General features: G+C 35.8%; 12 protein-coding genes, 2 pseudogenes and 1 other annotated feature. Of the genes and pseudogenes, 11 read left to right on the top strand and 3 right to left on the bottom strand.

The window, feature by feature from the left end; genetic code table 11:
• The first annotated feature begins 16 nt into the window (after window positions 1-16).
• From BCER98_RS18240 to BCER98_RS22705, 4 genes and pseudogenes are all read left to right on the top strand, one after another.
• Complete coding sequence (locus tag BCER98_RS18240; protein ID WP_012096060.1) at window positions 17-790, top strand: membrane protein insertase YidC; 774 nt, start codon at window positions 17-19, stop codon at window positions 788-790.
• Window positions 791-1,033: 243 nt separating this feature from the next.
• Window positions 1,034-1,266, top strand: a binding site (T-box leader).
• Window positions 1,267-1,329: 63 nt separating this feature from the next.
• Window positions 1,330-2,637 carry an APC family permease gene (locus tag BCER98_RS18235; protein WP_012096059.1) on the top strand — a complete coding sequence of 436 codons (1,308 nt, stop codon included), beginning with the start codon at window positions 1,330-1,332 and terminating at the stop codon, window positions 2,635-2,637.
• Window positions 2,638-2,791: 154 nt separating this feature from the next.
• A pseudogene (locus BCER98_RS18230) lies at window positions 2,792-2,962 on the top strand (MFS transporter); the annotation flags it as partial.
• 80 nt (window positions 2,963-3,042) lie between these two features.
• Window positions 3,043-3,210 (top strand): hypothetical protein, encoded by a 168-nt coding sequence (locus BCER98_RS22705; protein ID WP_012096057.1) that lies wholly within the window; start codon window positions 3,043-3,045, stop codon window positions 3,208-3,210.
• A 138-nt stretch (window positions 3,211-3,348) separates the two neighbouring features.
• On the opposite strand, the gene BCER98_RS18225 is transcribed toward BCER98_RS22705, so the two are convergent.
• Entirely contained in the window at window positions 3,349-4,107 is a 759-nt protein-coding gene (locus BCER98_RS18225; RefSeq protein ID WP_012096056.1) for a TrmB family transcriptional regulator, read from the bottom strand.
• A gap of 219 nt (window positions 4,108-4,326) precedes the next feature.
• On the opposite strand from BCER98_RS18225, the gene BCER98_RS18220 reads away from it, so the two are divergent.
• From BCER98_RS18220 to BCER98_RS18205, 5 genes and pseudogenes are all read left to right on the top strand, one after another.
• On the top strand, window positions 4,327-6,327 hold the full coding sequence (locus BCER98_RS18220) for a methyl-accepting chemotaxis protein (RefSeq protein ID WP_012096055.1): 2,001 nt from the start codon (window positions 4,327-4,329) through the stop codon (window positions 6,325-6,327).
• Window positions 6,328-6,406: 79 nt separating this feature from the next.
• The gene (locus BCER98_RS18215) at window positions 6,407-6,709 is read left to right on the top strand and encodes an MTH1187 family thiamine-binding protein (protein WP_012096054.1); all 303 of its coding nucleotides are present in this window, start codon (window positions 6,407-6,409) and stop codon (window positions 6,707-6,709) included.
• Window positions 6,710-6,759: 50 nt separating this feature from the next.
• Window positions 6,760-6,881: pseudogene (locus tag BCER98_RS21465) on the top strand (DUF2573 family protein); the annotation flags it as partial.
• 322 nt (window positions 6,882-7,203) lie between these two features.
• Complete coding sequence (locus BCER98_RS18210) at window positions 7,204-7,398, top strand: hypothetical protein (RefSeq protein WP_012096052.1); 195 nt, start codon at window positions 7,204-7,206, stop codon at window positions 7,396-7,398.
• 877 nt (window positions 7,399-8,275) lie between these two features.
• Window positions 8,276-9,193, top strand: a complete 918-nt coding sequence (locus BCER98_RS18205) for a proline dehydrogenase family protein (RefSeq protein WP_012096051.1) — start codon at window positions 8,276-8,278, stop codon at window positions 9,191-9,193.
• A gap of 24 nt (window positions 9,194-9,217) precedes the next feature.
• Here the strand turns inward: BCER98_RS18205 and BCER98_RS18200 are convergent, their stop codons facing one another.
• Together BCER98_RS18200 and BCER98_RS21455 are read right to left on the bottom strand one after the other, a co-directional pair.
• Window positions 9,218-10,057: a D-alanyl-D-alanine carboxypeptidase family protein gene (locus tag BCER98_RS18200; RefSeq protein WP_012096050.1), complete on the bottom strand. Its 840-nt coding sequence runs from the start codon at window positions 10,055-10,057 to the stop codon at window positions 9,218-9,220.
• Between the two features lie 87 nt (window positions 10,058-10,144).
• On the bottom strand, window positions 10,145-10,291 hold the full coding sequence (locus tag BCER98_RS21455; protein WP_012096049.1) for a YuzL family protein: 147 nt from the start codon (window positions 10,289-10,291) through the stop codon (window positions 10,145-10,147).
• Window positions 10,292-10,508: 217 nt separating this feature from the next.
• Between BCER98_RS21455 and BCER98_RS18195 the strand changes: the two genes are divergently transcribed.
• On the top strand, window positions 10,509-12,890 hold the full coding sequence (locus BCER98_RS18195; RefSeq protein WP_012096048.1) for a 3-hydroxyacyl-CoA dehydrogenase/enoyl-CoA hydratase family protein: 2,382 nt from the start codon (window positions 10,509-10,511) through the stop codon (window positions 12,888-12,890).
• Between the two features lie 21 nt (window positions 12,891-12,911).
• Window positions 12,912-14,084, top strand: a complete 1,173-nt coding sequence (locus BCER98_RS18190; RefSeq protein ID WP_012096047.1) for an acetyl-CoA C-acetyltransferase — start codon at window positions 12,912-12,914, stop codon at window positions 14,082-14,084.
• Window positions 14,085-14,141: the final 57 nt, after the last annotated feature.

Genomic DNA, 14,141 nt, shown 5'->3' with positions numbered 1-14,141 from the left:
CATTGGAGGAATGAACATGTTAAAATCATACCGAGCTGTGCTCATTTATTTATCATTGTTACTTGTTTTTGTTTTATCTGGTTGCAGTCATGCAAGTCCTATTGATGCAAATAGTACTGGAATTTGGGATCACTACTTTGTTTATCCCATCTCATTTTTGCTTCAATTTGCCCATGATCATATAGCTGGCGGGAGTTTTGGGGTTGCGATTATTCTTATTACGCTTTTAGTTCGCTCTGCAATGATCCCATTAGCTATTTCGCAATATCGCAGTCAAATGAAAATGAAGCAAATGCAACCTGAGCTTCAAAGGTTGAAGGACAAATATGGCGATGTAAGCAAAGATATTGAAAAACAAAAAGAGTATCAAAAAGAAATGTCAAAACTCATGAAGTCAGGTGGTTGGAATCCACTAGCTGGCTGCTTGCCAATCCTTATACAAATGCCAATTTTTTCGGCACTATATTATGCAATTAGCCGCACAGAAGAGATTCGTACCTCTTCGTTTTTATGGGTCAATTTAGGACATGCAGATCCGTACTATATATTACCGATGCTTGCAGCATTCACGACATTTCTTCAAATGAAGGTGATGCAGACGTCTAAAGATCAAGTTCAAATGCTCAAAATTCAGCAGTTTATGATGCCGGCAATGATTTTATTTATGGGATTTGCTGCACCATCAGGACTTGTGTTGTATTGGGTTACTGGGAATACCTTCACAATGATGCAAACAATTATATTAAGAAAATTCATGGAACATGAACAAGGACAACTACAAAATGGCTAGAGAAAAACGCTGCTCTGATTGAGAGCGGCGTTTTTATATTATATTGCTGAATCTCTAGGTCGGATAAAGATAGTTAAGATACTCTATAATCAAGATATTTACTGTGTAGTAATACGGAGATTCGAAAAATAGGATAGCTTTTGTTATACTATAAGAAGAGATATTTTTATATATTATATCAGCGATATTATTGATTTTTTTGAAAAATCTAATATAATGAACAGTAACTACAAAATTCGACATCAAGAAGTGATGATGAGGATATGATTTATTTTTTACGATTCTCAGAGAGGGAAGCCTTAGGCTGTAAGCTTCCTAATACGAAAGAATGAATTACCACCTCTGAGCTGCAGCAGTGAATCCGTGAGTAATTGCTTGCCGATGAAAATCGTTATGGAAACTTGAGAAATTGGTAAAGTGTAGCGCTTTGCTAATCAAACAAGGGTGGAACCACGAATAAAACACTCGTCCCTTTTTGAGGGAGGAGTGTTTTTTATTTCATTTTGCATCACACTAGAATTGGAAGGAGGATACATAATATGCATCATGATGAGAAGAACAAAATTGGATTAACGGTGGCATTATCCATCGTTGTCGGAACAATTATTGGTTCTGGTGTATTTATGAAGCCAGGGAGTGTATTAGATTATTCTGGTAGTTCTAATATGGCGATTGCTGCTTGGATCATTGGAGGCTTATTAACATTAGCTAGTGGTTTAACAGTAGCTGAAATTGGAGCGCAAATTCCGAAAAATGGTGGATTATATACATATTTAGAAGAAATTTATGGGAGTTTCTTAGGGTATTTATCGGGATGGATGCAAACAGTTATATATGGACCAGCTATCATTGGAACGTTAGGTTTGTACTTTAGTTCTTTACTTATTAACTTCTTTTATTTAGATACATCGTGGAATTTACCAATTGCAATTGGTACAGTTGTATTCCTTGGCGCTGTAAATAGTGTTGGAACAAAGTATGGAGGCATTGTTCAAACAATTACAACAGTTGGGAAACTGATTCCCGTCGTATTAATTGTTTTGTTAGGTTTTTGGAAAGGGAATAGTGATATTTTTAATGTAGTTGTGCCATTATCGGAAAATCAAAGTATTGGTATGGCGATTTTAGCAACTTTATTTGCTTATGATGGTTGGATCTTGCTTGCTTCTATTGGCGGTGAAATGAAGAATCCAACAAAGTTATTACCAAAGGCGATGACATTAGGGATATTAATTGTAACATTTGCTTATGTATTAATTAATTTAGCTTTATTAAAAGTATTGCCAGCTATGCAAATTGTAAATCTTGGTGAGAATGCGACTGCAACAGCTGCTGAGATGTTGTTAGGAGAATATGGCGGGAAAATTATTAGTATCGGTATTATTGTCTCCATTTTTGGATGTTTGAACGGAAAGATTTTAACATTCCCTCGTATTCCAATGTCCATGGCTGAGCGTGGACAGCTTCCGTTTTCGAAATTTATCGCGAAAGAAAATGAAAAGTTTAACACACCAGTTAATGCAATTACGTTTGAAATTATTTTAGGGATTATTTTAATGATTATAAGTGATCCAAACAAATTATCGGAGATTTCCGTATTTACTATTTATATTTTTTATGTAATGACATTTGTTGGAGTGTTTATTTTACGAAAACGTAATGAAGGAAAAGAACGTGCTTATACTGTACCGTTATTTCCAATTGTACCGATTGTTGCCATTTTCGGGTCATTATTTGTAATTGGCAGTGCGATTATGAATGATCCTATAAGTTGTTTTTTATCAATTGGAATCGTTGTGACAGGACTTCCTGTATATTGGTATTTAAATAAGAAAAAAGAAAGATAACCTTAAAGAAGCAGGTGAAGGAATCGCTTGCTTCTTTATTTGTGAAACATTTCCTCCTAGAAGATAAGGAATCTCCTCTTGCTTGCTCTTTTGGTTGCTATTATTGTAGTAACTTTACGGAGGGGGGAGAAAGTTGAATTTTCGAGTATATATTTTAGCGATTGCGCTCGGTTCAACAGTAGGTGGCATTGTTATTGAAAAGTCATCTGTTATGTATAATGCTTGGGTCGGCGGTGGATTTATCATCTTAGCATTGCTATGTGCGATCTTCTCAATTACGAGAGAACAATCTACTCATGTGGCTAAAAAGGAATCTATCGTGTGATTAGATTCCTTTTAATTTTGGAAGAAATAGAGGTTTTACTACGGTGTTATAGAAGAGGTTAATTATTGAGGTGATAAAATATGAATGATTCAATGATTGGTTTTTTATTCATGGCAGTACCGTTGTTTATCACTATATTTGTATTTAGATGGATTCGTTTTCTTTATCATAATTCGGAGAAGCAAGTTGAGCAAAATGAAAGGATTATTGAGTTATTAAATGAAATAAAGAGGCAGGATGAGAAATAGCAAAGGCATCCTGTGCTATTTCTCGATAGATAAAACGTATTATCTATTACTTAAAAAGATATGGATCAGGATATTTTCACCTTCTTATTACGAAAAAAGGAATGCTTTATTATGTATACAAGCATTCCTTTTATATATTTAATACCTCAATTTCATTAAAATGCTTCGAATTTCCTCATCATTCCTAAAGAGTTCATGATGCTTTTGGGTAATTTTAGCAAGTGCCACATCATGATAGAAAAATTCAGTAAAAAATTTTACAAATGGCTGAGACATTGTTTTCATTGCTTGCCAAGATTCTTGTTCAACACCAGCAAATAAAATTTCATAATCATCAATGATAAGGAGTAAATAACGCTCTAATGCATTTGGCTCGTCTGTTGGGATGAGAAAATGAATGTTCTTTAGTTCTGTTTCAGATTTTCCTACTATAAGGCCTTCAATATCAACACCTTGTTTCGCCTTCTGCTCCAGTAATGGAAGATATTCTAAGAATGTATCATTCCAAGCAGAAATACGGATAGATTTTTTAGCATCTTTCATCATCTGTTTACTTTGTGCTTGAATAGAAGAGCGCATTTTTAAGCTCCAAACACGGTCATCTGTAAATGATTTTTTGGAAATATTTGTTTCAAGCTCTTTAATATTCGTTTGGAATTCTGCTGTTAATTTTTCAATCGCGAGCTTGAGTGGCAATGCTGTATATAGCTTTCTCTTTTCTGAAACGGAATCCATTACCATTCCTTTATCGATTAGGCGAGCTAATATTTCATATATCTTTGCTTTTGGAACACCGGAATGTTTGACAATTGTTGTTGCATCTAATGGTTCATTGCTTGAGACTAAGACTTCATAAGCTTGACTTTCATATTGTGAGAAACCAAATTTTTGTAACATAATGCCTCCCGAACAAATTAGATTCTATATTAAGAATAAAGAACGATTTGTATTTAGACAAGTACTCATGAAGGATCTCTTCTAGAGAGTATAGTGAAATATATACAAATAAGTATAAATTTTTGAAATTATATAGATTGAGCTTTTTTTATTATCTATTATACTTAATATATCGATTGACATAATTAAATTTCATCGAGAAGGGGATGTTTCAAAGGAATGTGGAGAAGTTTACGTTTGAAAATTTCAGTCGTGTTTTCAGTGCTTATTACGCTGCTGTTTGCAATTTTAGGGACAACTGTATATCAATTGCAGCAGGAGGGAGCGCAAGATACACTCAATCAATATTCTCAAAATACAATGGATCTTGTCACTGAGCAACTTCATACATTTATACAAGGGATTGAAGAAGATATAGGGCATTATGGAACAAATAGCTTAGTACAAGAAGCATTGCAAAGTGGTCTAACTCCAGAAAATGAGGATGCTATTTTAAAAGAATTTTTACACTTCAAAAAGAATCATCCAGATATTTTAGATTTATATATTGGGACGAAAGATAAGAGAACGCTAAGTGCAAATCTCGCTGGGGGAGGAGCATTACCAGAGGGATATGATCCAACTTCTAGACCGTGGTACAAAAATGCTGAGGCAGATACGAAATCAGTTCATTGGGGGCAGCCCTTATATGAGGCTACAACAGGTAAATTAAGTATTGGTGTTTCAAAAGCGATTGTTGGTGAGGATGGTTCTGTATTAGGGGTTGTAGCGATGGATATATCGCTAGGAACGATTCAAAAACTACTACATAATATTCAATATAATTATGCTGGGGAAATGTTCATCATTAACGATAAAAACATTGCGCTTGTATATCCAGAAAAAGTAGGGAAAGATGTTTCAAAAGAGCCGCTTATCCAAAGTTTGAAAAAAGATACAACGAAATTTGCTGAATCTAAATTAGAAGGAAATGAGATAGTAGCCTATAGCCAATTATTTGATAAGATGAAATGGAAAATAGGAATCGTCTATCCTAAAGAAACAATTGATCGTGTATTATCTGAAACACGTAATACAGTAATTGGGATGACATGTATGAGTTTATTGGTTGCGATTACTGTATCTTTTTTATTTGCAAGAAAATTAGCAAGACCTTTGCAGTTATTAACAAAGCATGTTCAACGAGTAGCTGAAGGTGATTTAACATTGAAAATGGAAGTGATGAGTAAAGATGAGGTAGGAACGCTTACCACTCATTTTAATCATATGGTTGACCAGATGAATGAAATGGTAAGTAGCATTAAACATAATATACAGACCGTTCAACAATCTACCCGTCATCTTCATTATTTAACGAATGAAACTGTTGCTGCAAGTAAAGAGGTTTCCGGGGCGATGGAAGATGTAACGGGCGGGGCATCAACGCTTGCAAATGGTGTAGAGGAAGTTTCCACTCAACTTGGAAATATGACTGATTCAGTGGAACAAATGATTGAATCAGTAGAAGCGATTAAGGAAGTAACAAATAAGGCAGAACAAGCATCTAAACAAGGTCTTGATACGATGCATCATTTAGTTCACACAAGAGGACAATCATCATCTATTGTAGATGGTACAGAAGAAGCCTCCTGTAAACTAGAGCAGAGAGTACAATCTATTCAAAATGTAGTAGAAATCATTAAAGAAATTTCGGATCAAACAAATTTACTTGCTTTAAATGCATCGATTGAAGCGGCGAGAGCAGGCGAACAAGGAAAAGGATTTGCAGTAGTCGCAGAAGAGGTGAGAAAGTTAGCGGAACAATCAAAAGGAGCAACAGAGGAAATCGCTATGATGATAAGAGATGTACAGTTAGAAGTTGCGCGTGTTGTAGACGTTGTAAGTAAATTGAAAGACATTGCAGATATACAAAATAAGGTTACAGAAGAAGCAGAAACAGAGTTTCGTATCATTATGTCTGTAGTAGATACGATTATTACTTCGGTTGAAAAAATCGTTAGGGAGGTAAAAAATATAGGAGATGAGCAAGAAGAAATTACAGAAGTGATGCAAACAATTGCAGGGACAAGTCAAGAAAGTGCCGCAGTTTCTGAGGAGGTAAATGCATCTACTGAATCGCAAGTGGCTCACTTAGAGAAAGTATCCGATACGATGCGAATGCTAGGCGAGGAAATGAAAGGCCTAGAAAAATTAGTAGCACAGTTTAAAGTAGAAGAATAAGCGAAAGATTAGTAAACAAATATATATTTCGGTACAATAAAAAAATGTAAATATATATTTTATTAGGAGGAAAATGATCATGGCAATTGTTGATGTATCCATCATTCCAGTTGGCACAGGAAATCCAAGTGTAAGTGAATACGTAGCAGAAGTACAGAAAGTATTAGCGAAACATGCAGATCGCGTGAAGTATCAATTGACACCAATGAATACAGTAATTGAAGGAGATCTTCCTGTCATTTTAGAAGTCATTCAACAAATGCATGAAGTGCCATATACGAAAGGTGCACAGCGTGTTGCAACAACAATTCGTATTGACGACCGTCGTGATAAAGAAAGTACGATGGAGAAGAAATTAAACTCTGTTCAATCAAAATTATAGAAAAAAGTAGCGGATTTCGCTACTTTTTTCTATATAGGAAAGAGTAGGACGAAGAAAGAAAAGAACAAGTGAAAAAATGGGCACTGTACTCATACATTGCTAAAACCATGCCGGATTTAGTGAAGATTGGAATGAAACGTATCCAGAGGCAAAAGAAGAGATGGTAACATGAATTGCTGATATTAAGAAGGTAAATGAAGAACATCATAGTCAAAAGTAATAAAAACTCATAGGGTGGTTGTTATTACAGAGTGTTGGGAAATAACTATATCTAAATATTTAAATGACTTCTTACATTTGGATTGGAATTATTTGTAAGTTCTCATATTTATGATAAATTTGATATAAAAGATAAAGAAAATAGGGAATCAACTTATGGACCTAATGATAGTTTTACAGTCGTTCAAACTGAAATAGAGGATATTAGAGGGGGATGGATTAGGAGCTGAGAGAAAAGTAGCATGTACTATTAAGGAATAAAGGGGATAAATGGTATGAATAAGAAAGCCAAAAATTTAAAATATATTATGGTTATATTAGCTTGTATTGCAATTTTGGGTACAGTTTTACCCAATGTATTAGATCCGAATGAAACATTAGCAGGTAAAATTTCAATTGCAGCTTTTGGCACAATAGGCACCTGTTTCCTACTATCTATCATTTATTTTTTTGTAAAAAAGCTATTTTAAGAGGGAACAAACTTCAGATTGAGTACTATTTCCGATAGGTTCTGTTGATTGGGAAAATATTCATTCATGATTTATGTAAGAAAACAGATGGACTCTGAAACGAATAAAATATAGGATTATGTATGCTATTATTTTCCACAGGGTCATATTTCTATGGAGTATACTATCTTTTTGAATCATAAAGATATTTCTAGTATATAGCTTTTTGGTTTGATGAATGAAACAGCATTAGAGTTTCAAAAATTGTGAAAAAAGAAGTTGAAGAAAGCTTTAAGCTGTAAATGTTTTGAAAGAAGCAATCGTAATACATATATAGGCCTTTTGAACTGTACATTCTAAAATGGACAGTTTAATAAAATGATTGAAAATAAGTAAGCATCTAAAAGGTGGTTTCGATATTGTATCGGAGCCATTTTTTTTGCAGTATTTGAGTAAAATCCTATATTTTGGACTTATTCACAAACAACTTCCCTTGACCCATCTTTTATCCCGCTATTTTAGGGCAGCCTGATTGGTGAGGGCTCATAATCAGTGGGGATGGAGACCTCGACACACTGATTAAAGTTTCACTTTATAAAGGTTTTGGGGTGGAGGAGAAAATGCAGGTGAAATTGTTATGTAACGATAACGGATAACCTATATGATATTCGTATTTTTCAACGCAATAAACTCCTGTCAATCTACCTATTTTCCTAGTTTTTTTTAAATGTCGAAAAATTTTGGTGGATATTTAAAAGCGAAAATATAGGGTTTTTAATGATTTTATAGTATTATAGTAATTATCTAAATAATTATTTGTATCAAATAATTTCAAACAATGATATAATTTAGAAGAGGGGTAAAAAACAGACAAAGTACAGTCATAGGGGTGAATTACATGGAACAATTAATGCGAAATTCGTTTCTTTTCTTATCAAAAAATAAAGCGCTAACAAAACTTGCTAAAAAGTATGGCTTACGCTTTGGAGCAGGTCGCTTTGTCGCGGGAGAGACAATCGATTTAGCAGCAGCTACTATTAAAAAGTTAAACAAACAAGGGCTTTGCGTAACAATCGACTATTTAGGTGAATTCGTTGATAATGAGGCAGAAGCGAATGAAATGGCAAATCAATCCATTGAAGCAATTCGCGCAATTGGGCGTGAAAAGCTTGATTCCCAGCTTTCTTTAAAAATGACTTCCATGGGATTAGATATCTCGGATGATCTCGTAATGAACAATATGCGTCGGATTTTAGAGGCAGCAAAAGAAAATGGTGTATTTGTTACGATTGATATGGAAGACTATTCGCGTTGCGGGAAAACAATTGAAATCTTTAAGCGATTAAAATCTGAGTATGATAATATCGGTACTGTAATTCAAGCATATTTATATCGTACAGAAAAAGACATTGAAGACTTAAATGCATATAGTCCGAACTTACGTCTTGTAAAAGGGGCTTATAAGGAATCACCAGAAGTTGCATTCCCAGAAAAGAAAGATGTAGACGAAAACTATAAAAAAATTATTAAAATGCACTTATTAAATGGAAATTATACTGCAATTGCTTCGCATGATGACGCAATTATTGAATATACAAAGAACCTTGTGAAAGAACATAATATTTCACGTGATCAATTTGAATTTCAAATGCTATATGGAATTCGAACAGAACGTCAACTGGAGCTTGTGAAAGAAGGATACAAAATGCGCGTTTATGTACCGTATGGAAATGACTGGTATGGTTACTTTATGCGCCGTCTCGCAGAGCGCCCAGCAAATGTTGCGTTCGTTTTAAAAGGAATTATGAAAAAATAACCCAGGGAGAAAAAATCTCCTGGGTTATTTTAATTGTTTCAGTGCATAATGCGCCATCTTTTTTGTGTCGGGATATAGTTCATGACGAGTAGAAGAAAGAACAACGGTAATAACACGTTTTCCCTCTTTTTCATCAACAGTTACGACCGTATATTTCCCTAAAGCAGACAAGCCACTTTTACTTCCAATTGCATATGGATCATCATACAATTCTTCTCGGCCATAGTTCGCTAGTTTCACAGTACGTTCTGAAGTATGTAGTGTTGTACGCGTTGTATTCATATATTTTAAAACAATTGGATATTTCAATGCTTCTTTTGTAAGGATGGCAATATCGTAAGGTGATACTTTATTACCAAGTGCATCAGCACCGCTTGCATTTTTAAAAGTTGCATGCTTTGTTCCGAGTTCTTTCGCTCTTGTATTCATCATTTTAACGAACTCTTCTTTTGACCCTGCAATATGTTCAGCAATAGATTCAGAAACAGGATCTGCACTAATGATAAGCATAAGTTTTAATGCTTCATCGCGTTTTAACTTTTCACCAGCGTGAAGCTTAATCTTCTTACTTTGACTTTCCGTTTTAATTGCATTTTCTGTAATTGTAATCTCTTCATCTTTTTTTACATTCTCTAATAACAGAATAGTTGTCATTATTTTTGCGATACTAGCGGGATAAGAACGTTCATCTTCTCGTTTTCCATATAGAATTTCACCAGTGTCTGCGTCGATTGTAATGCCGTACTTTCCTGTAATAGGAGGTTGATCAGCTCTTATATTTTTTTGTCTCTGTGCATAAGAAAAGAAAATCATGCCGATAAATAGTGTGGAAATCATTACAATCATGATTATTGTTCGTTTCATTATTTTTCCCTCTTTTGTTACAAATAAATTGGGCAGAAAAAGTAGCCAATATTCATTATGCCACGTTTTCTGCCCAAAAATATAGCGTTATTTTTCACCCATGTTATGTTTTTTATATTGCTGATTGTTACCTTGGCGTCCCTTTTCAATACCGCGATCAGTAGGACCAGCATTTCCTGTTACGCTTGCTGCGCTTACGCCAGCTTTTGAAGGATCTTTCTTTAACTTTGCCATATATATTCCTCCTGTTTTGTCATATTCTATTACAGAAACTATGCATTTGTAGAATAACCGAATAAAAGAAAAATATTTATTTCAGAAAATTTTATCATTAAATATATTGCGAAAATTCAAGCGGTATCATATATTTATTAGTAGAGGCTCACTCATTGATTGCGACGTATGTCGAAAAATTGAATGAGCATTCATTCAAGAATAGGGGGAGAAATGGATGTTCCAAATTAAAAAGGCTGCTGTTCTCGGTTCTGGCGTAATGGGCTCAGGGATTGCGGCACATTTAGCCAATATCGGTATACCAACATTATTGCTTGATATTGTGCCACGGGCACTGACAAAAGAAGAGGAAGCAAAGGGACTTACACTAGAGCATAAAAGTGTAAGAAATCGATTTAGTAATGGAGCGCTGCAAAAATTAGTGAAACAAAAACCAGCTCCTCTTGCTGTGAAGGATAACTTGGCACTGATTACAACAGGGAATTTAGAGGATGATCTTGAACGCCTTGCTGAAGTAGACTGGATTATTGAAGTTGTTGTTGAAAATTTAGATATAAAAAAACAACTATTTGAAAAAGTAGATGCAGTTCGTAAACTTGGTACGATTGTAAGTTCGAATACATCCGGCATTTCCGTTGAAAAAATGGCAGAAGGTCGTTCAGACGACTTCAAAAAACACTTCTTAGGAACGCACTTCTTTAACCCACCACGATATTTAAAACTTCTAGAGATTATACCGACAAACGATACAGACCCACAAGTGTTGAACTTCATGAAACAATTTGGCGAAGATGTTCTTGGAAAAGGTGTTGTTATTGCAAAAGATACACCGAATTTTATCGGAAATCGCATCGGAACGTACGGGTTACTTGTAACACTTCGTGAAATGATGGAACGCGGATATAGCGTTGGTGAAGTGGATTCTGTAACAGGACCATTAATTGGGCGACCAAAGAGTGCAACATTCCGTACATTAGATGTTGTCGGATTAGATACGTTTGTTCATGTTGCAAATAATGTATATGAAAATGTGCAGGAAGAAGAAAGAGATGTCTTTAAGGTGCCTACTTTCATGCATGAAATGCTCGATAGAAAATGGCTTGGAAGCAAAACGGGGCAAGGGTTCTTCTTAAAGAAAGGAAAAGAGATTTTAGAATTAAATCCTAAAACGATGGAATATGAAGAGCGTAAAAAATTAAAAGCTGCATCTGTAGAATTAAGCAAACAAGAAAAAGGATTAGCAAATAAATTGAAAGCGCTTGTATATGCAAAAGATCGTGCAGGAGAGTTATTATGGAATATTATCACACCAACTCTTTTATATTCTGCGAAACTTTATAAGGAAATCGCTGATGATATTGTAGCAATTGACCAAGCGATGAAATGGGGCTTCGGTTGGGAGCAAGGTCCATTTGAAATTTGGGATGCAATAGGAGTAGAAAAATCTGTTCAAAAGATGGAGGAAAACGGTAAGGTCGTTCCAGCATGGGTGAAAGAAATGCTACAGAATGGTTTTGCTACTTTCTATAAGCATGATAGCGGTGAAAGTTATTATTACGATAATGGAGAATACAAGCGAATTGAGCGAAATAAAAAAGCAATTTCTCTGAAACAATTAAAAGAGAAACATGGTGTTATTAAGAAAAATAGCGGAGCGAGTTTAATTGATTTAGGTGACGGTATTCTTTGCCTAGAGTTCCATTCAAAGAGCAATGCAATCGGTATGGATATTACGCAAATGATTAACTACGCTGTTGATGAAGTAGAGAAAAATTATAAAGGGCTTGTGATTGGAAACCAGTCGAAAAACTTCTGCGTTGGTGCAAATTTAGCGATGATTTTAATGGAAGCACAAGATGATAACTACTTTGAAATTGAGTGGGTTGTAAAAAGCTTCCAAGATGCGATGATGAAAATTAAATACTGTTCTAAGCCGGTAGTCGCAGCTCCATACGGCATGACGCTTGGCGGCGGTACAGAAGTTTGCTTGCCGACAGCTAGTATTCAAGCTTCTAGTGAAACATATATGGGATTAGTGGAAGTTGGTGTAGGTCTTATCCCTGGTGGAGGCGGCAATAAAGAGTTATATATAAAACATTTAAATAAAATGGCAAAAGGCGTAGAGTTTGATTTGCAAAAGGTTGCAAATAAAGTGTTTGAAACAATAGCAATGGCGAAAGTTTCGACATCTGGACAAGAAGCAATTTCTCATAATTTCTTAGGGGATAAAGACGGCATTAGTGTGAATGGCGATCACTTATTATATGATGCAAAACAAAAAGCTCTTGCACTATATGAAGCGGGGTATAAACCGCCAATTCGTAAAAAGGTTCCCGTTGTTGGTGAAACAGGATATGCAACGCTTGTACTAGGTGCAGAGGCAATGCATTTATCTGGTTATATTTCAGAATACGATCTCCATATTGCGAAAAAGCTTGCATACGTCATTGCGGGTGGAAAGGTACCTTATGGAACAGAAGTTGATGAGCAATATTTATTAGATATAGAGCGTGAAGCGTTTATGAGTTTAATAAGTGAGATGAAATCACAAGCAAGAATGCAGCACATGCTTGTAAAAGGAAAGCCATTACGTAACTAATAACGAGGGGAGATATCGTTCATGAGAGAAGCTGTCATTGTTGCAGGAGCAAGAACTCCGGTTGGAAAAGCAAAAAAAGGTTCATTAAAAACAGTTCGTCCAGATGATTTAGGAGCGTTAGTCGTAAAAGAAACGTTAAAACGTGCGAATTATGAAGGACCGATTGATGATTTAATTTTTGGATGTGCGATGCCAGAAGCTGAACAAGGCTTAAATATGGCACGGAATATCGGTGGATTAGCAGGCCTTTCTTATGATGTTCCAGCTATTACAATTAACCGCTACTGCTCTTCAGGCTTGCAAAGTATCGCTTACGGTGCAGAGCGCATTATGCTAGGACACTCTGAGGCGGTATTATCTGGCGGAGCTGAATCGATGAGTTTAGTTCCGATGATGGGGCATGTTGTTCGTCCTAATAGCCGACTTGTTGAAGTAGCACCAGAATATTATATGGGAATGGGACATACAGCAGAGCAAGTTGCGATGAAATACGGAATTTCTCGCGAGGAGCAAGATGCATTTGCAGTTAGAAGTCATCAACGTGCTGCAAAGGCATTAGCTGAAGGGAAATTTACGGATGAAACAGTGCCTGTAGAAGTAACGTTGCGCATTGTTAACGAAAATAACAAATTGGAAGAAGAAACTATTACGTTTTCACAAGATGAAGGAGTAAGAGCAGATACAACGCTAGAGGTACTTGGGAAATTACGTCCGGCTTTCAACGTTCGTGGTTCCGTAACGGCTGGTAATTCATCGCAAATGAGCGATGGTGCAGCATCTGTACTACTAATGGATCGTGAAAAAGCAGTGAGCGATGGCATGAAGCCAATGGCGAAATTCCGCTCTTTTGCAGTAGCCGGTGTGCCGCCAGAAGTAATGGGAATCGGTCCAATTGCGGCGATTCCAAAAGCTTTAAAATTAGCGGGATTAGAGCTATCTGATATTGGTTTATTTGAACTAAACGAAGCTTTTGCTTCTCAATCGATTCAAGTCATTCGTGAGCTTGGATTAGATGAGGAAAAAGTAAACGTAAATGGCGGTGCAATTGCACTTGGACATCCACTCGGTTGTACAGGAGCGAAATTAACATTATCTCTTATTCATGAGATGAAACGACGCAATGAGCAATTCGGTATCGTAACGATGTGCATCGGCGGGGGAATGGGAGCTGCGGGAGTGTTTGAACTTCTATAAAATGTGGAAGCGATGTAACGGTTCGAAAAAATAAAGGAAGAGCTAGTATCTCTCGTT

The sequence above is a fragment of the Bacillus cytotoxicus NVH 391-98 genome (genome assembly GCF_000017425.1).
Lineage (GTDB): Bacteria > Bacillota > Bacilli > Bacillales > Bacillaceae_G > Bacillus_A > Bacillus_A cytotoxicus.
The sequence above is the reverse complement of the archived record's forward strand: the minus strand, read 5'-3'. Positions and strand labels throughout refer to the sequence as shown.